General features: G+C 65.1%; 20 protein-coding genes. 4 read left to right on the top strand and 16 right to left on the bottom strand.

Annotation, left to right across the window (positions count from 1 at the left end; all coding sequences use genetic code 11):
* Positions 1 to 204: 204 nt before the first annotated feature.
* The 3 genes from J2S97_RS12770 to J2S97_RS12760 all read right to left on the bottom strand — a co-directional run bounded on the left by J2S97_RS12770 (position 205) and on the right by J2S97_RS12760 (position 1,448).
* On the bottom strand, positions 205 to 606 hold the full coding sequence (locus J2S97_RS12770) for a MetQ/NlpA family ABC transporter substrate-binding protein (protein ID WP_307049927.1): 402 nt from the start codon (positions 604 to 606) through the stop codon (positions 205 to 207).
* Positions 536 to 835: an ATP-binding cassette domain-containing protein gene (locus J2S97_RS12765; RefSeq protein ID WP_307049925.1), complete on the bottom strand. Its 300-nt coding sequence runs from the start codon at positions 833 to 835 to the stop codon at positions 536 to 538. Before J2S97_RS12765 ends, J2S97_RS12770 begins: the two co-directional genes overlap by 71 nt.
* A 160-nt stretch (positions 836 to 995) precedes the next feature.
* Positions 996 to 1,448, bottom strand: a complete 453-nt coding sequence (locus tag J2S97_RS12760) for a (deoxy)nucleoside triphosphate pyrophosphohydrolase (protein ID WP_307049923.1) — start codon at positions 1,446 to 1,448, stop codon at positions 996 to 998.
* Positions 1,449 to 1,658: 210 nt separating this feature from the next.
* Between J2S97_RS12760 and J2S97_RS12755 the strand changes: the two genes are divergently transcribed.
* Positions 1,659 to 2,870: an MFS transporter gene (locus tag J2S97_RS12755; protein ID WP_307049921.1), complete on the top strand. Its 1,212-nt coding sequence runs from the start codon at positions 1,659 to 1,661 to the stop codon at positions 2,868 to 2,870.
* A gap of 62 nt (positions 2,871 to 2,932) precedes the next feature.
* Here the strand turns inward: J2S97_RS12755 and J2S97_RS12750 are convergent, their stop codons facing one another.
* Positions 2,933 to 3,850, bottom strand: a complete 918-nt coding sequence (locus tag J2S97_RS12750; protein WP_307049919.1) for a cation diffusion facilitator family transporter — start codon at positions 3,848 to 3,850, stop codon at positions 2,933 to 2,935.
* Positions 3,851 to 4,084: 234 nt separating this feature from the next.
* On the opposite strand from J2S97_RS12750, the gene J2S97_RS12745 reads away from it, so the two are divergent.
* Entirely contained in the window at positions 4,085 to 4,354 is a 270-nt protein-coding gene (locus J2S97_RS12745) for a GlsB/YeaQ/YmgE family stress response membrane protein (RefSeq protein WP_307049917.1), read from the top strand.
* Between the two features lie 109 nt (positions 4,355 to 4,463).
* On the opposite strand, the gene J2S97_RS12740 is transcribed toward J2S97_RS12745, so the two are convergent.
* The 4 genes from J2S97_RS12740 to infC all read right to left on the bottom strand — a co-directional run bounded on the left by J2S97_RS12740 (position 4,464) and on the right by infC (position 7,396).
* Positions 4,464 to 5,360, bottom strand: coding sequence for a TrmH family RNA methyltransferase (locus J2S97_RS12740; protein WP_307049915.1), 897 nt, complete (start codon positions 5,358 to 5,360; stop codon positions 4,464 to 4,466).
* Between the two features lie 49 nt (positions 5,361 to 5,409).
* On the bottom strand, positions 5,410 to 5,925 hold the full coding sequence (rplT, locus tag J2S97_RS12735; protein ID WP_307049914.1) for a 50S ribosomal protein L20: 516 nt from the start codon (positions 5,923 to 5,925) through the stop codon (positions 5,410 to 5,412).
* 119 nt (positions 5,926 to 6,044) lie between these two features.
* Entirely contained in the window at positions 6,045 to 6,239 is a 195-nt protein-coding gene (rpmI, locus tag J2S97_RS12730) for a 50S ribosomal protein L35 (protein ID WP_009358635.1), read from the bottom strand.
* 113 nt (positions 6,240 to 6,352) lie between these two features.
* Positions 6,353 to 7,396: a translation initiation factor IF-3 gene (infC, locus tag J2S97_RS12725; protein WP_373460553.1), complete on the bottom strand. Its 1,044-nt coding sequence runs from the start codon at positions 7,394 to 7,396 to the stop codon at positions 6,353 to 6,355.
* 387 nt (positions 7,397 to 7,783) lie between these two features.
* On the opposite strand from infC, the gene J2S97_RS12720 reads away from it, so the two are divergent.
* Positions 7,784 to 8,182, top strand: a complete 399-nt coding sequence (locus J2S97_RS12720) for a DUF1844 domain-containing protein (protein ID WP_307049910.1) — start codon at positions 7,784 to 7,786, stop codon at positions 8,180 to 8,182.
* 84 nt (positions 8,183 to 8,266) lie between these two features.
* On the opposite strand, the gene J2S97_RS12715 is transcribed toward J2S97_RS12720, so the two are convergent.
* From J2S97_RS12715 to J2S97_RS12680, 8 genes are all read right to left on the bottom strand, one after another.
* Complete coding sequence (locus J2S97_RS12715; protein WP_307049908.1) at positions 8,267 to 9,565, bottom strand: MFS transporter; 1,299 nt, start codon at positions 9,563 to 9,565, stop codon at positions 8,267 to 8,269.
* Between the two features lie 58 nt (positions 9,566 to 9,623).
* The gene (locus J2S97_RS12710; protein ID WP_307049906.1) at positions 9,624 to 10,544 is read right to left on the bottom strand and encodes an SseB family protein; all 921 of its coding nucleotides are present in this window, start codon (positions 10,542 to 10,544) and stop codon (positions 9,624 to 9,626) included.
* Positions 10,545 to 10,557: 13 nt separating this feature from the next.
* Positions 10,558 to 11,304 (bottom strand): bifunctional 1-(5-phosphoribosyl)-5-((5-phosphoribosylamino)methylideneamino)imidazole-4-carboxamide isomerase/phosphoribosylanthranilate isomerase PriA, encoded by a 747-nt coding sequence (gene priA, locus J2S97_RS12705; RefSeq protein WP_307049904.1) that lies wholly within the window; start codon positions 11,302 to 11,304, stop codon positions 10,558 to 10,560.
* Positions 11,305 to 11,359: 55 nt separating this feature from the next.
* On the bottom strand, positions 11,360 to 11,500 hold the full coding sequence (locus tag J2S97_RS12700) for a hypothetical protein (RefSeq protein WP_307050023.1): 141 nt from the start codon (positions 11,498 to 11,500) through the stop codon (positions 11,360 to 11,362).
* 18 nt (positions 11,501 to 11,518) lie between these two features.
* Positions 11,519 to 12,292 (bottom strand): imidazole glycerol phosphate synthase subunit HisH, encoded by a 774-nt coding sequence (gene hisH, locus J2S97_RS12695; RefSeq protein ID WP_307049902.1) that lies wholly within the window; start codon positions 12,290 to 12,292, stop codon positions 11,519 to 11,521.
* Positions 12,289 to 12,915, bottom strand: coding sequence for an imidazoleglycerol-phosphate dehydratase HisB (gene hisB, locus J2S97_RS12690; protein ID WP_137321888.1), 627 nt, complete (start codon positions 12,913 to 12,915; stop codon positions 12,289 to 12,291). Before hisB ends, hisH begins: the two co-directional genes overlap by 4 nt.
* Positions 12,916 to 13,005: 90 nt before the next feature.
* Positions 13,006 to 14,124, bottom strand: a complete 1,119-nt coding sequence (locus tag J2S97_RS12685) for a histidinol-phosphate transaminase (protein WP_307049900.1) — start codon at positions 14,122 to 14,124, stop codon at positions 13,006 to 13,008.
* A 149-nt stretch (positions 14,125 to 14,273) separates the two neighbouring features.
* On the bottom strand, positions 14,274 to 14,639 hold the full coding sequence (locus tag J2S97_RS12680; protein ID WP_307050019.1) for a LysM peptidoglycan-binding domain-containing protein: 366 nt from the start codon (positions 14,637 to 14,639) through the stop codon (positions 14,274 to 14,276).
* Positions 14,640 to 15,052: 413 nt separating this feature from the next.
* Between J2S97_RS12680 and lexA the strand changes: the two genes are divergently transcribed.
* Entirely contained in the window at positions 15,053 to 15,802 is a 750-nt protein-coding gene (lexA, locus tag J2S97_RS12675) for a transcriptional repressor LexA (protein WP_307049898.1), read from the top strand.
* Positions 15,803 to 15,816: the final 14 nt, after the last annotated feature.

Raw genomic sequence — 15,816 nt, 5'->3', positions numbered from 1 at the left:
CTTAGGGGCACCGGCTTAAGAACTCCGGCTTAGCACGCCTGCTACAGCAGCGGCTTAACCACACCGGCTCCGGCACCTGCCATGGGCAGGACCGGAACCGGAGTTCGCGGCCAGGGTTCCCGGCCGGATTGGTTGGCCGGATTGGTTGGCCGGATTGGTTGGCCGGATTGGTTGGCCGGGCATACTGGTGCCGTCAGCTGGCGCTTAGCTGGCCGGGGTGACCGGGCCCTTGAACTTGGTGTTGATGAAGTCCTTCATCTCCTGCGAGGTCAGGATCTTGAACAGTTTCTGCACGCGCGGGTCGTCCTTCATTTCAGCCTTGACGGCGAGGACGTTGTAGTACGCACTGTCCTTGCCCTCCACGAGCAGCTGCTTGTCGGCGCTCAGCCCGGCGGGCAGGGCGAATGCCAGCGTCACGATCGCGGCATCCTTGTCGTTGAGCGCCTGCGGCAGGCTGGCGTTCTCGATCTCGGTGAACTTGAGGTTCTTCGGGTTCGCCTTGACGTCCTTGAGCGTGATCGGGTTATCGGTGACTTCAATGAGTCCCTTCGACGCCAGCAGCTTGAGGGCGCGGGATTCGTTGGTGGGGTCGCTGGGGATGGCCACCGAAGCGCCGTCGGGAAGGTGTGACGTCTCGGCCGTCCACCGTGACAGATCCGGAGTCGGGGCGTTCCAGCGAATTGATGGTCCGGATCAGGGTGCTCTTGCCGGCACCGCTCTGGCCCACAACGCCGAAAATCTCACCGCGGCCTACGGTCAGCGAAACGTCGTCAAGTGCCCGGACCGCTGTCTCCCCGGAGCCATAGCTCTTCGACACCCGGTCTACGGAAATCATGGGGCTCCCTGTGGTGGCTCAAATCCTCGCGGAACGATTTTCCGCAAAAGCGGGGCGCGGACATCGTCCGCACCCAACTTAGGAATTCTGCCAAGAACCCACAGAGAGCCGCCAATCCGAATTTGTCCCGCCGAAACGGGGTTCACCACTCGGATAAATTTTACGTTTCGAGCGCAACCCGCCCTGATCCGGCAACGGCAGCCAGCAGGGCCCGGACAATCGGGAAGTCGGCAGGGATCCAGGGGAGCGTGAGAGCTTCGTCACTTTCCGTCAGGCTGATCCAGCGCAGTTCGTCGTGGTCTTCCAGCGGGCGGGGCTCGCCATCTGCAATCTCGGCAAACCAGACGCGCATCGAGGCCTTGGCATTGAGCGGCCAGCCGGAAGGGCCTTCCGCCTGCAACTCAGCGCCCAGCCGGACGCCGATGCCCAGCTCTTCACGGAGTTCGCGGTGAAGGGCGCCTTCCGCGGATTCCAGGGGCTCCACCTTTCCGCCGGGGAACTCCCACATCCCGGCGAACTGGGGCGGCGCCGTCCGCCGCGCCACGAGGAGCCGGGCAGGGGCGCTCAGGGAGTCCACAACAGCTCCCCCCACAACATTGATGAGTCCAGTCACCGCAACAGTCTATGGGGGACAATGGTTCAGGACGATTCCCCCGCAGCCCCGAAATGGCCGTCGCACCGGAATACGGACCACTCCCCCCGTCGTTACAGTAATCAGATTTATTCAATCGCGCCTCGGCCCTCTCTTGGGTTGCCCGCACCGCGGAAACGCTGAGCGCCTGAAGCGGACCCGCCAGAACCAAGACTTTCGAAGAGCAGGCCAATGACCTCCACGCCCACCCTCAGCCCCGCCAAGCCGAAGGCCGTAACACAGCACCTCGCCCTGGCCATCGTGTCCCTAGCGATGGGCGGTTTCGGCATCGGCGTCACTGAATTCACCATGATGGGACTGCTCAAGGAGGTGGAGCAGGGCCTGAACATCGGCACCCCGGAAGCCGGCCACCTCATCTCCGCCTACGCGCTCGGCGTCGTCATCGGGGCGCCGCTCCTGGCAGCCGTCGGCGCCAAGCTTCCCCGCAAGCATCTCGCCCTTGGCCTCATGCTGTTCTTCAGCCTGGCCAACCTCACGTCGTTCATCGCACCGGATTACGGCACCATGCTGCTGTCCCGGTTCGCGGCAGGCCTGCCTCACGGGGCGTTCTTCGGTGTGGCCGCGGTGATCGCGGCGTCGCTGGTCGCGCCGACCAAACGGGGCTGGGCGATATCCATGGTCATGGCCGGGCTGACCATCTCGAATGTCATCGGGGTTCCGTTCGCCACGTGGCTTGGACAGGCCTTCGGCTGGCGCCTGCTGTTCGTGCTCGTGGGCGTGATCGGGCTGGTGACTCTCGCCATGCTGTGGAAGTTTGTCCCGTTCCAGCCAGCGCACCCTGACGCCAGCATCCGCCGGGAACTCGGTGCCCTGAAGCGGGTGCAGGTCTGGCTCGCCATCCTTATCGGCATTGTGGGCTTCGGCGGCTTCTTCGCCACCTACACCTACATCGCGCACACCATGACGTCCGTAGCGGGCATCCCCGCGGCCTGGCTGCCGCTTGTCGTCGCGCTGTACGGGCTGGGCATGGTGGCCGGAAACATCGTCGGCGGGCGCATTGCGGACAAGTCAGTCATGGGCACCATCTACTGGGTCCTGCCCGGAATCGCGGTCGCGCTGGTCGTCTATGCAGTGGCGGTCCACTGGCCGTGGTCTGCCTTTGTGATGGTGTTTGTGGTGGGCGGGGCAGGCTCCCTCCTTGTCCCGGCCCTGCAGACGCGGCTGCTGGACGCCTCCCCCGATGCCCCGTCCCTGGCATCCTCGCTCAACCACGCGGCCCTGAACGTGGCGAACGCCCTCGGCGCCTTCCTGGGCGGCCTGGTCATCGCCTGGGGCTGGGGCTTTGTTGCGCCGGCCCTCGTGGGTGCCGTCCTGGCAATCCTGGGCCTCGGTGTGGCCGTCATCAGCGGCCTGCTGGAACGCAAAAGGCCGCTGGTTTCCTAGCCTGCCTCAAGCAGGTTCGGTCCAGCGGCCTTCGACGGGGCATGGCAGCCCGGCGGGTTGGATCAGACGTGCGCGCGCTCCACATCGGGTTCCAGGTAGATGACCCGCGCCATCGGCACAGCCTCGCGGATGCGGCTTTCGGCGTCGTCGATGACCTTGGCGATCTCCGCGCCGGTGGCGGCGGCGCCGACGCTGATCTTGGCCGCGACCAGCAGTTCCTCGGGGCCGAGGTGCAGGGTCTTCAGGTGGATGATTTTTGTTCCGTCGGCCTCGAGGGCGGTGCTGATCCTTTCGGAGTCAGCCTTCGTGGCGGATTCGCCCAGCAGCAGCGACTTGGTCTCCAGGGCCAGCACGATGGCGATGACCACCAGCAGGAAGCCGATCATCGCGGTGCCAATGGCGTCCCAGATGCCGTCTCCGGTAATCAGGGTCAGGCTCACGCCGAACAATGCGAACACCAGGCCCAGCAGCGCGCCGAGGTCCTCGAGCAGGATGACGGGGAGTTCCGGCTGCTTGGCGTTGCGGATGAAGTGCACCCAGCTCTGCTTACCGCGCACATGGTTTGACTCGATGATTGCCGTCCGGAATGAGAACGATTCGGCGACGATTGCCCCGATCAGTACTGCCAGCGGAACCCACCAGAAGTCGCCTTCGATGGCGTGGGGGTGCTGAATCTTCTCCCATGCCTCGTACAGCGCAAAGAGGCCTCCCACGCTGAACAGCACAATCGAGACGATGAACGCGTAAATGTACCGTTCGCGTCCGTAGCCAAACGGGTGTTCGGGGCTCGCGGCACGCCGGGCGCGCTTGCCGCCCACCAGCAGGAGGATCTGGTTGCCGGAGTCGGCAACAGAGTGGATCGCCTCAGCCAGCATTGACGACGACAGCGTCAGGATAAAAGCGACGAACTTCAGTACAGCGATGGTCAGGTTTGCAGCCAGAGCCGCGACGATCGCCTTGGTACCGCCATTTGCAGCCAAGTGAGCTTCACCTCTTCAGGGATTGCCGGAAAATTTGCACGTGCGATCACCGCACAACGCTGATGCCCGCAATGAATACCGTACCCGCCCGCTGCCGCCGGTTGCACCACACGTCACGGCGGATGACACCAAAAACAATGAAACTAAGCCTGCTGACAAGGAAACGCACCGTGTGTTAGCTTGAAGCCATAATCGGGACCCGTAGTGAGTTCCGACGAATATGTAGGAGGAGACATGGGCTTTCTTGGCTGGATCATTCTCGGACTCATTGTAGGAGCAATCGTCAAGGCAATCATGCCTGGATCGGTCGGCGGCGGCTGGGTCACCAGCCTCGTGCTTGGTGTCGTCGGCGCCATCGTCGGCGGCTGGATTGGTGACCTTCTGTTTGGCGGCGGCAGGATGGAATTCTGGAACCTCGGTTCCTGGCTTCTGGCCATCGTCGGCGGCCTGGTCGTAGCTGGCATCTACGGCTTCATCACCGGCCGTAACAAGACCACCACATAACTACACTCACCACCGCTGAGGGCGCAGAGGCGCCCCATGGTGAAGATACGACGACGGGGGCTCACCGGAAGGTGGGCCCCCGCCTTTGCGTCGTGGTTGTGGTGGCTGGTCAGCTGTGCTTTTGCGAGCGGGCGCTGGCGTAGAGGCAGACCGTGGCGGCGGTTCCGAGGTTCAGGCTCTCCGCTTTCCCGTAGACGGGTACGGCCACGCGGTGGTCGGCCAGCGCGATTTCATCCTCGGACAGGCCTTGGGCCTCGTTGCCGAAGAGCCACGCTGTGGGCTTCTCCAGTGCGTAGATCGATTCCGCGGCGGAGTCCCCCAGACGGCGGGCCGCGTTCTCGTCCTGGAGCCGGTCCAGGTTCAGCTGGCCGTAACCGTCGGCAGCGAGGACCCCGATCCCCCGTTCCTTGCACCGTGCTACCAGCTCGGCCACGTCGGCGCCAAGGACGATCGGCAGATGGAAGAGGGATCCCGCCGTCGAGCGGACAGCTTTGGGGTTGTAGATGTCCACGCTGGACGCGGTCAGGACGACGGCGTCGGCGCCGGCGGCATCGGCCGCGCGGAGCACGGTTCCTGCATTACCGGGGTCGCGGACCTGGCACAGGACGGCAACCAGCTGCGGACCGGCGTCGAGTACCTGCTCAAGGCTCACGTCCAGGAAACCGCAGACCGCGAGAATGCCCTGCGGGGTAACCGTGTCCGCCATAGCGGCGAGCACTTCGTCGGTGGCGAGGTAGGCGGTGGTGCCCTCCGCGAGTGTCTCGAGGTCCGGGTGCCGGTCCAGGCACGACTCGCTCGCGTAGACCTCATAGACGATGCCGGGATCCCCCGCGGCAATCCGCTTCTGATGCAGTGTCAGGGCCTCGCGTACGGCCTGCGGACCCTCCGCCAGGAACTCGCGGCGTTTTAAACGGGCCGGGCGCCCGGCAAGTTGTGCCACCTTCCTTACCCGATCAGCTCGGGGGTTGGAAAGTGGAAAGTCTTGCGGGCGCCCGGTTTCGTTCATATAAGAACTTTAGTGGCTGTTGCCACCAGTCTTTGAACGGGAGGGGATGCTACTCGGCAGCCTTTTCGGCGGCCGGCTTCTTAGCAGCCTTGGCCTTGGGGGCCTTCTCAGCCGGAGCTTCCTCTGCCTTGGCGGCCTTGGCAGCCTTAGCCTTCGGGGCCTTTGCCTTCGGAGCGGCTTCGGCAGCGACGGCCGGAGCGGAGGTGTCAGCAGGCAGCGAGTCCTTGGCAATCTGCACCAGGGCGGCAAATGCGTTGGCGTCAGAGACGGCCAGTTCTGCCAGCATGCGGCGGTCGACCTCGACCTCAGCGGCCTTCAGGCCCTGGATCAGGCGGTTGTAGGTCAGGCCGTTGGCGCGGGATGCAGCGTTGATGCGCTGGATCCACAGGCGGCGGAAGTCGCCCTTCTTCTTCTTGCGGTCGCCGTAGCTGTACACAAACGAGTGCAGCAGCTGCTCTTTAGCCTTGCGGTACAGGCGTGAACGCTGTCCACGGTAGCCCTTTGCGCGTTCAAGGATAACCCGGCGCTTCTTGTGGGCGTTGACCGCCCTCTTCACACGTGCCACGTGCGTACTCCTTCAGAATTCTGATCCCAAGCAACTACTGCCGGAACAACCGGCTGGCCTGAGAAGCCTTTTTGGTAGTTGACTGCTGCCAGGTGGCTAACAGTCAGAGAACTTGGAACTTAGATGCCGAGCATCTTCCGGATGACCTTGGCGTCGCCCTTGAAGACGATCTTGTCGCCGGCAAGGCGACGGGTCAGCCTGGAGGACTTGTGCTCGAGGTAGTGGCGGCGGTTGGCCTGCTGGCGGCGCAGCTTGCCGCTGCCGGTCAGCTTGAAGCGCTTCTTAGCACCACTGTGGGTCTTCATCTTCGGCATGGGAACCGATCTCCTTACGTATCCGCAGACAAGTCTGCAGTCTTTCGTGCAGCCACCCCTGCGGGCGGCGTGCTGGTTGCTTGCTGCGTGAAGGCACTTCGCGCAGCTTTGAACTAGTTGGTCTTCTTGCTGCCCGGCTTGGGAGCGGCCGGCCGTGCTGCAGGCTTGGGCGCGGCGGGCCGTGCTACCGGCTTGGGCGGCGGCGCGGGAACGCCAGCTGGCTTCGGCGCCACAGGGGCGGCCGCAGCGGGCTTCGGCGCTTCAGGCGCCTTGGCCACCGGCTTGCTGACCGCGGGACGCGGTGCTTCTGCAGCCTTGGGGGCTTCGCGTTTCGGCGCAGCCTGCTTCGCTGCCTTCGGAGCCTCCTGCTTGGGAGCTTCTTGCTTGGGTGCTTCTTCAGCCGGGGCTTCCTGCTTCGGAGCTTCCTTGGCCGGAGCCTCGGCTTCCGGTGCAGAGACCGTTTCGGCAGGTGCCTCGACGCTCGTTGCCGGCGTAGCGGCCTCGGCGTCAGCCTCGGGCGATGCCGCTTCAGTCGAAACAACATAACCCTCAGGAAGCAGGTCCGCGAGGGACTGCGTCATCGCGGGCTGGTCGCGGCTGACATCCACCCGGCCGGTGGCCTTGGCTTCGTTCTGTGCCTTTGCTTCAGCGCGCTGCGTCGCACGGCGTGCTTCGGCCTTGGCTTCAGCCTTGTTCTTCAGCGGACCCACGACCATGACCATGTTGCGGCCGTCGATGCGGGGGCTGGACTCGACAACTCCCACTTCGGCGACGTCGTCGGCGAAGCGCTGGAGCAGGCGGATGCCCATTTCCGGACGCTGCTGCTCGCGGCCTCGGAACTGGATCATGGCCTTGACCTTGTCCCCGGCACCGAGGAAGCGGAGGGCGTGGCCACGCTTGGTCTCGTAGTCGTGGGTGTCGATCTTCAGCCGGAAACGGATTTCCTTCAGAACCGTGTTGGTCTGGTTCTTCCGGGCCTCGCGTGCCTTGACGGCGGCTTCGTACTTGTACTTGCCGAAGTCCATCAGCTTGCACACCGGAGGCTTGGCCTGCGGTGCAACTTCAACGAGATCAAGGTCGGACTCGGCAGCCAAACGCAGGGCGTCCTCAATACGGACAATTCCTACTTGTTCGCCTGCAGGGCCGACCAGCCGCACCTCGGGGACGCGGATACGCTCATTGATTCTTGGCTCGCTAATGTTAGAACTCCTGTGGTTGAGGTGAGTATTCCACCGGCAAATAGAGAAGGCCCCCAATTGCCGGAGCAATCGAAGGCCTCGAAGATCGGATGTACGGCGCCTCCGGGGAGGCTGTACGCGTTCCACCCGGCTGACGCCGCCGTGGAATGCCCGACCAGGTACCCGGCAACCTTGCTTCCATGGGAATTGCATCCTGGGAAAACGGCTGACGCGGGTGGGAGAGAACTCCGCTTGCAAACTGAAAATCAATTCTACAGAAGAAACCCCGAATGCTGCACATTGGCAGCCACGAGTTTCACATAGCAAAATAACGACATTCAGTCGGTCTGTGACAAGCTTACCAGTATGAGCACTTCAGACAGTAATTCACACGTTTTCGAGCCCTCGACCGGCCAGGGCGGCGGGCAGGAACAGGTGTCGCAGCAGATCCGCGACATCTCCGAGGTCCCCGCCATCGAGGTCATCACCACCGCCGCTGTTCACCTCATGAGCGCCTCGGCCGTTAAGCTCGGCCTCGCCGCCGAGGAGAACGCCGAAGAGCTTAAGGACCTGGACGAGGCCCGCAAGCTGATCACGGCGCTGGCCGGACTCGTGACCGCTGCCGCGCCGGAGATCGGTTCCCAGCACGCCGGTCCGTTGCGCGACGGACTCCGCTCCCTGCAGCTGGCGTTCCGGGAAGAGTCCACCATCCCGGACGCCCCGGGCAAGGGACCGGGCGAAAAGTACACGGGTCCGGTCAACTAAACGATTCACAGGCAGAACGCGACGGCGGGCGGACCAACGAAGGTCCGCCCGCCGTCGTCGTTTGGGCCGGTCTCAGGACCGCCTTCAGGCGGCAATCCGGCGGCGGCGTCGGTACTGCAGCACCAGGCCCACGAGGCAGAGGACGACGCCGGCGGTTCCCACCGAGACAAACCCGGCGGAAGGCCCGATGCCGTCGATGAACACGCCGGCCAGCGGAGCACCGAGTGCCACTCCGGCAGTGAGCGCGGACCCGTACCAGCCCATGGCCTCGCCGCGGCGGTCCTCCTCCACCAGGTCCGCCACCTTTTCCGAGGCGGAGGACAGGACCGGCGCGCACAGCAGCCCGGGTAGCAGCGAAAGCAGGCACAGGGTCAGGGTGTCCTGGGCAAAACCCATCGGGATAGTCAGGGCGGCCATGCCGAGCAGCAGGAGAATCGGGGAAACGGGCCGGTGCATAGCGCCGTAGAGCAGCCCTCCTACCACTGAAGCCGCACACCAGAAGATGAAGACCAGGCCGATTTCCGCCTGATGCCCGCCGATCTCCAATGCGGCCACAATGCCCACATCCGTTCCGCTGAGCACCATCCCGGCGCCGGCCGCCACGGCAAATACCGCGGCCACCGCTGCAGTGAACCAGGCAAAGTTGTGCGCCGCCTTGTCCCGCAGTCCCGTACGCCGTAGCCCGCCGGCCGCCACGGGGGCGAGCTCTGCCGCAGCTTCCTGCAGATGCGCCGGCGCCGCTGCAACCACTGCCACTTCAGCGCCTTCCTGCTGGTCCGCTTCGTAATCTGCATCCGCCGCCGCACTGCGGGTGGGAGGGTTGAACCACATCAGGAAGAGTCCGGCCACTGATGTGGACACGCCAACCACGGTCAGCCCGATGACGGAGTATCCGGTCGTGGCCACAATGGCGCCGGCAGCCGGGCCGATCATAAAGACCAGTTCCGTGGTAATCGCGTCCAGGGCGAATGCCGTACGCCGCTGGTCCCCGTTGACGAGTACGCCCAGGGACTGGCGCACCACGCTGAAGATGGGCAGTGTGAGGAGTCCACCGACGAACACCAGCGCCAGGAGCCACTCGTACGAAACGTGCGGCACGACGGACCAGATGACCGCCTCGGATATCACGGAGGGAATCAGGGCCCTCCGCAGGCCCACGGTGTCGACCCGGCGTCCGCGCCACGGCGCGCCCACGGCGATGCCGATGGTCATGACGGCGGCAGCTGCGCCGGCTGCGGCATATCCCTCACCCAGGGTGAGGACGATATGCAGGGTCAGCAGCACGCCCGCCGCGGAGTGCGGTATGCGGGCTATCATTCCCACGACCAGCAGCCGCCGTACGGGCTTGATGGCCAGGAGCTCTTTGTAGAGAGCGAAATTCACGGGTTACGTCCTTCATCCTGCCGGCGGCAAGGCGAGGACGTGTCCCCCTTACCGTCAGCTATTCTGCTGCGCGCTGCAACTTTACCTCGATCGAGTCAACGCGCTCGGCGAACACCGCATTCCGGGACCACTCGGCGTTCAGTCCTGCCACGATGGACTGGACACCGGAAGCATCGAGGCCGTCTTCCAAATACAGCACCACCCTGAGCTCCGGGCCAGGGCCGCCGCCGGGGACGACGGCGCCGCTTGCCGTAGCCGAGGCCACGCCGCCGCCCGGTTCGAGTTCCACGCGCCGTACCGGCGGATAGCCCGCCGTCGCCTCGCCCATGGCCTCGGCAAGCTCGGGATCCGCGTAGGACGGCAGCCAGTCGCGCTGCTGGGCAAGGGCCCACACCGCCGGCCGGCGGACCACGAACGTGTACTCCGAACCGGGGTCCACCACCAGGAGTTCCGCTCCTTCGGCCACCGCGGACAGCGCCGCCCGCGCGGCATAGACTGCCACCGGCCGGGCTTCCGGGTGCCACGATTCCAACGCCGCCGCCGATGTGAACACCGGCATCGCCGTCCGTCCGTCCGGGGCCTTGAGCGTCACGAGTGCCATATCCGCCTGCTTGTCACCGTGGAGCGTGTCAGTGTGCGCTGCCGCGGCTTCGCCTTCCTCGGCAAGCTGGGCAACGATCGGAACGAATACCCGGGCCGCAGCCAGCGACGCGACCACGGCGCTCTCGTCGCCTGTAGCCGAACGAAGAGCCGCAACAGCGGCGACGTACCCGGCGTCGGCCGTGCCGTCGTCGTCCTCGAAGTTGTGGATCTTCGCGTCTTCACCGGCGAGGCTGCGGCCGGCCCAGGGCTGACCGGCGGAATCCGTGGCGCCGCCGGACCCGGCAAGCGCGGCGGCGATGTGCCCCGGAAGCTGGCGGGACGGCCGCGGTGCTGGCTCGGACGGGCCGCCGGCAGGCGATGAAGGTCGCTGATCCATGGTGGCTGCCGGCCTAGCGGCGGCCTGCTACGTCCAGCGCTTCCGGCAGCGTAAAGGCTCCGGCGTATAGCGCCTTGCCGACGATTGCGCCTTCGACGCCCAGGGGGACGAGGGAGCGCAGGACCTTGAGGTCTTCAAGGCTGGAGATGCCGCCGGAGGCCACGACCGGTTTGCCGGTCTTCTCCACCATCTGGCGGAGCAGTTCAACGTTGGGCCCCTGAAGCGTGCCGTCCTTGGTGACGTCGGTGACGACGTAACGTGCGCATCCGGCTTCTTCGAGCCGCCCCAGCACGTCCCACAGGTCGCCGCCTTCCTTGGTCCAGCCGCGGCCCGCCAGAGTGGTCCCGCGCACGTCGAGGCCGACGGCGATCCGGTCGCCAAAGCGGTCGATGGCGCGTGCAGTCCACTCGGGGTTTTCCAGGGCGGCAGTCCCCAGGTTCACTCGGGCAACCCCCAGGTCCAGGGCCTTTTCCAGTGACTCGTCATCGCGCAGGCCACCGGAGAGCTCCACCTTGATGTCCAGCCGGCCCACTACTTCGCGGAGCAGTTCGGCGTTCGAGCCGCGGCCAAAGGCTGCATCCAGGTCCACCAGATGCACCCACTCGGCGCCCTGTCCCTGCCAGTTCAGCGCGGCTTCCAGCGGGGTGCCGTAGCTCGTCTCGCTGCCGGCTTCGCCCTGGACCAGGCGGACCGCCTGGCCGTTCACGACGTCGACGGCGGGCAGCAGTTCCAATACGGGCAGCGGCGTTTCGGTGATCATCTTCGGGTCCTCAGGTTGTTAGTAGAGCTGCGTTGATCGGGAAGTGCCGGCCGGGCTAGTTCGCCGGCAGGGTAAGCAGGGAGGCAGCCAGCAGCGACATTCCGGCCAGTACGTAGAAAACGATCTGGGTCCAGAGCGGCTTGTGCTGCTGCCTGAAGGACAACGCCCCGCCAACCAGGAGGCCGGCGAGGGCCATCAGGACAATCGACCACATCTAGGCGGCCGGTCCGGTAGCGGCAGTGGCTGTCGGCGTGGCTGTCTCCGCGGCGTGGCCATGGCCGCGGCGCAGGCCGTTGACCCAGTTGCGGAGCAGCCGGGCACCGGCGTCGCCGGATTTTTCGGGGTGGAACTGGGTGGCGCACAACGGTCCGTTCTCCACGGCGGCGATGAACGGTGCGCCGTGCTCGGACCAGGTGACGAGCGGCGCTGCCATGCGCGGCTGAATGACATCGAAGTCCCAGTGCTGGACGCCGTAGGAGTGCACGAAGTAAAAGCGCTCGTTTTCGACCCCGTCGAAGAGCCTGGACCCTTCCGGAACCTTCACGGTGTTCCAGCCCATGTGGGGAACCACTTCAGCCGGCAGCAGCTCCACCTTGCCGGGCCACTCCCCCATGCCCTCGGCTTCGGTGCCGTGCTCCACGCCGGCTTCGAACAGCACCTGGAGGCCCACGCAGATGCCGAGGACGGGACGGCCGCCGGCGACGCGCCGGCCGATCATCCGGATGCCGTCCACTGCCTTGAGCTCGCGCATGACCGTTTCGAAGGCTCCCACGCCGGGGACCAGCAGTCCGTCAGCATTCAGGACATCCTCCGGCTTGGCACTGAGGATAACCTCGGCGCCTGCCCGCTCGAGGGCACGGACCGCCGAGCGGACGTTGCCGGAACCGTAGTCCAGCACGGTGACGGTGGGCTTGCCCTCGGGAGACGCAGGCTTCGCGCTCCCGGCCGGATCCAGGATTGCCCCGTCCTGGAGGATCGGGCCGGTCACAGCGCGCCCTTGGTGGAGGGGATGCCTTCAACGCGGGGATCCGGCTCCACAGCTGCACGCAGCGCACGTGCAAAGGCTTTGAACTGGGCTTCCACAATGTGGTGCGGGTCCCGCCCGGCGATGACATTCATGTGCAGGCAGATGCCGGCGTGCAGGGTGATGGCCTCGAAGACGTGGCGGGTCAGGGAACCCGTGAAGTGTCCGCCGATCAGGTGGTATTCCTGGCCTGCGGGCTCGCCGCCGTGCACAAGGTACGGGCGCCCGGAGACGTCAACGACGGCGTGCGCCAGCGCTTCGTCGAGGGGCACCGTGGCTTCGCCGAACCGGCGGATCCCGGCCTTGTTGCCAAGCGCCGTGCGGAGGACCTCGCCAAATGTGATGGCCACGTCCTCCACCGTGTGGTGGACGTCGATGTGGATGTCACCGGTCGCCTTGACCGTCATGTCGATGAGCGAGTGCTTGCTCAGGGCCGTCAGCATGTGGTCGTAGAACGGAACCGAGGTGCTGATGTCCGAGACGCCCGTGCCGTCAAGGTTGATCTCGACCAGCACGGACGATTCGCTCGTGGCACGCTCCATGCGTGCGGTCCGGGCCTCGGCAGCGATGGATCCGGTGGTGCTCATGTGTTGTGTCCTTTAGATGAAGGAGAAGTACAGTCTGGGTACCGGGTCGTGAGAACCGGGCACCTGGGTGACGTGGGGTCTGATTCCAGTTTAGGCCGGGACGCTGGGCTGCCCGGTTAGGATCAGTTCGAGGGCTTCCAGGAAGGCTGTGGTTTCCGTCTCAGTGCCGGCCGTAACGCGCAGGTGGCCGGGGATCCCCACGTCGCGGATCAGGACGCCGGCGTCCAGCAGTCCCTGCCAGACCTCGTGCGGGTTCTCCAGGCCGCCGAAGAAGACGTAGTTGGAATCGGAGGCTGCGGGCTTAAGGCCCATCCGCGTCAGCTCTGTGACGATCCGGTCGCGCTGCAGTTTGATGTCCTCGACATCGGCCATGAGGGCTTCGCGGTGGGTCAGCGCGGCCAGGGCCGTGGCCTGGGTGATGGCGGACAGGTGGTACGGCAGCCGCACCAGGCGCAGCGCATCAGTAACTTCGGGGGCGGCTGCCATGTAGCCAAGCCGCGCCCCGGCGAGGGCAAAGGCCTTGCTCATGGTGCGGGACACGATCAGGCGCTCACGGCCGGGAAGGAGCGTGAGTGCGCTCGGCGTACCGTCGTGGGCGAATTCGTGGTAGGCCTCGTCAACGATAACAACCGTCTGGCTGGCCTCGCCGGCGGCATACACAGCCTCAACCACATCCAGTCCCAGGCCAGTTCCGGTGGGATTGTTGGGCGAGCACAGGAAAACGATATTGGGCTGCAGTTCCTTGACCTGCCGTGCCGCTGATTCGGCGCTGAGGCCGTAGTCGTCCGCTCGCTGGCCGACGATGTATTCGGTGTCCGTCCCGCTCGCCAGGAGGGGGTACATGGAGTACGTGGGCGGGAACCCCAGGGCGGTGCGTCCCGGGCCGCCGAATGCCTGGAGAATCTGCTGGAGCACTTCATTGGAACCATTGGCGGCCCAAATGTTCTCGGCTCCCAGGCCGTGGCCCAGATACTCAGCGAGCCGTTCGCGGAGTTCGGTGAACTCACGGTCCGGATAGCGGTTCAGACCCGCGGCTGCCGCGGTCACGGCCTCGGAAATGGCCGCGAGGACATCTGCCGGAACGCCATGGGTGTTTTCGTTGACGTTGAGCAGGATGGGAACGTCCAGCTGCGGCGCTCCATAAGGGGTGAGGCCCCGCAGGTTGGTCCGGAGGGGAAGTCGGTTCAGTCGCTCTAGCTGGTCGGTCACTTCAACAGTTTAAGTGAGGGTGGCCGGGCCACTGAAACTGTGACGCTTGCCGGCCCGCCCGCGCATGGCTGGCCAGGGATTCCGCTTATTAGGTCGAGGGCCACGACGGGCACGGCATCGAAGTCCACGGACGCGGCCGGGCGCTTGCCCTATTTCGAGGGTACAAAGATCTGCTGGCCCGGCATGACCTTGCCGCCTTCAAGGTTGTTGAGCTGGACGATGTCGGCCACTACGTCCCTGGGATCACGCTCCGGCGCTACGGCTCCGGCAATTCCCCACAGGGACTCCCCCGGCTGGACCGTGACCGACACGGTGGGAGTCAGCGACAGCTCGGACACGGAATCCGCAGCCTTGGCCGGGGAGTTGAGGAAGCCGGCCAGTGAAATGAGCATCACGGCCAACAGGACGAGCGGGAGCCCGACCAGGACGATACGGCCCCTGCGGGTCAGGCGGAGCGGCGGCTGGGAGGAACGGGCCTTTCCGGCGGGACGATCCTCCCACTGGAAGCCCTGCATCCCGGAGCCTTGGTCTACCCGGCCCGTGGAACGCTGTTCCCCCGAACGCTGATGACCCCAACCCTGAATAGCGCTTGTTGCTGACATGAACTGAGCCCTCCTGGACCTGACTGTGCCGCCCGGCATGTTCCCAAAGATGCCATCCGCCCGTTCCGACCTTCGAACATACAATCGAACTGAGCTTGCGACTAGAACACATATTCGAACTTTGCTGGTTCTGTTCTAGCACTTATTAACGAACATTGTCGAGACTCACTAGAACAAATGTTTGAAAAACCTGTGGGGCTGGCCTACGTTTGAGCTACAGAACAACCACTTCTGCAGTTGATCAGCAGGGTCTGACATTTTCAGGCCGGAAGTTCCCGGCAGCTGCAGCCACGGAGGCCGGGTGGAACGGAAAGGCGTTGGCGAACATGGCAGCACAAGCCACCGGCGGCAGGGCTACGCAGCGGAGCCAGCAGTCACCAGCGAAGCCCAAGGGCCTCACGGTGCGGCAGAAGAAGATTCTGGAAACCATCCAGCGGTCCGTCAATGACAACGGCTATCCGCCGTCAATGCGTGAAATCGGCGACACTGTGGGCCTGGCCAGCCTCTCCAGCGTCACCCATCAGCTGTCACAGCTCGAGAAGCTGGGTTACCTCCGGCGTGACCCCAAGCGTCCGCGCGCGATGGAAGTGCTGATGCCGCTGACCCTGGACGAGGGAACCACCAAGATTTCCGGCGTGGAGAAGCCTGCACGGCTACGCACCATTGGCGGGCTGTCCGTTTCCGAACTGGCCACGGCCACGGACACGGCCATGGTTCCCCTGGTGGGCCGGATCGCGGCAGGCGGCCCCATCCTGGCGGACCAGGTGGTTGAGGACGTCATGCCCCTGCCCCGGCAGCTCGTCGGCCACGGCGAGCTTTTTATGCTGAAGGTAACCGGCGACTCCATGATCGACGCGGCAATCTGCGACGGCGACTGGGTTGTGGTCCGCCGGCAGAGCGATGCCGCCAACGGCGACATTGTGGCCGCCCTGCTCGATGATGAAGCCACGGTCAAGACGTTCCGCCAGCGTGACGGCCACACCTGGCTGCTGCCGCAGAACACGCAATACGAGCCCATCCTCGGCGACCACGCCAACATCATGGGCAAGGTCGTTTCGGTTCTCCGCTCGCTGTAGCCCGGCTCCGGCCG

This window comes from Arthrobacter oryzae, assembly GCF_030812315.1.
In the GTDB taxonomy this organism is placed as follows: Bacteria; Actinomycetota; Actinomycetes; order Actinomycetales; family Micrococcaceae; genus Arthrobacter; species Arthrobacter oryzae_B.
Note: the sequence above shows the minus strand (reverse complement) of the source record. Positions and strands in the feature narration are given on the sequence as shown.

What these genes read in the sequence shown, in the direction of transcription:
- J2S97_RS12765 (WP_307049925.1), bottom strand. Translation starts at nt 835, where the DNA reads ATGATTTCCGTAGACCGGGTGTCGAAGAGCTATGGCTCCGGGGAGACA.
- J2S97_RS12755 (WP_307049921.1), top strand. Translation starts at nt 1,659, where the DNA reads ATGACCTCCACGCCCACCCTCAGCCCCGCCAAGCCGAAGGCCGTAACA.
- J2S97_RS12745 (WP_307049917.1), top strand. Translation starts at nt 4,085, where the DNA reads ATGGGCTTTCTTGGCTGGATCATTCTCGGACTCATTGTAGGAGCAATC.
- J2S97_RS12740 (WP_307049915.1), bottom strand. Translation starts at nt 5,360, where the DNA reads ATGAACGAAACCGGGCGCCCGCAAGACTTTCCACTTTCCAACCCCCGA.
- rpmI (WP_009358635.1), bottom strand. Translation starts at nt 6,239, where the DNA reads ATGCCGAAGATGAAGACCCACAGTGGTGCTAAGAAGCGCTTCAAGCTG.
- J2S97_RS12720 (WP_307049910.1), top strand. Translation starts at nt 7,784, where the DNA reads ATGAGCACTTCAGACAGTAATTCACACGTTTTCGAGCCCTCGACCGGC.
- J2S97_RS12710 (WP_307049906.1), bottom strand. Translation starts at nt 10,544, where the DNA reads ATGGATCAGCGACCTTCATCGCCTGCCGGCGGCCCGTCCGAGCCAGCA.
- priA (WP_307049904.1), bottom strand. Translation starts at nt 11,304, where the DNA reads ATGATCACCGAAACGCCGCTGCCCGTATTGGAACTGCTGCCCGCCGTC.
- J2S97_RS12700 (WP_307050023.1), bottom strand. Translation starts at nt 11,500, where the DNA reads ATGGCCCTCGCCGGCCTCCTGGTTGGCGGGGCGTTGTCCTTCAGGCAG.
- hisB (WP_137321888.1), bottom strand. Translation starts at nt 12,915, where the DNA reads ATGAGCACCACCGGATCCATCGCTGCCGAGGCCCGGACCGCACGCATG.
- J2S97_RS12680 (WP_307050019.1), bottom strand. Translation starts at nt 14,639, where the DNA reads ATGCAGGGCTTCCAGTGGGAGGATCGTCCCGCCGGAAAGGCCCGTTCC.
- lexA (WP_307049898.1), top strand. Translation starts at nt 15,053, where the DNA reads ATGGCAGCACAAGCCACCGGCGGCAGGGCTACGCAGCGGAGCCAGCAG.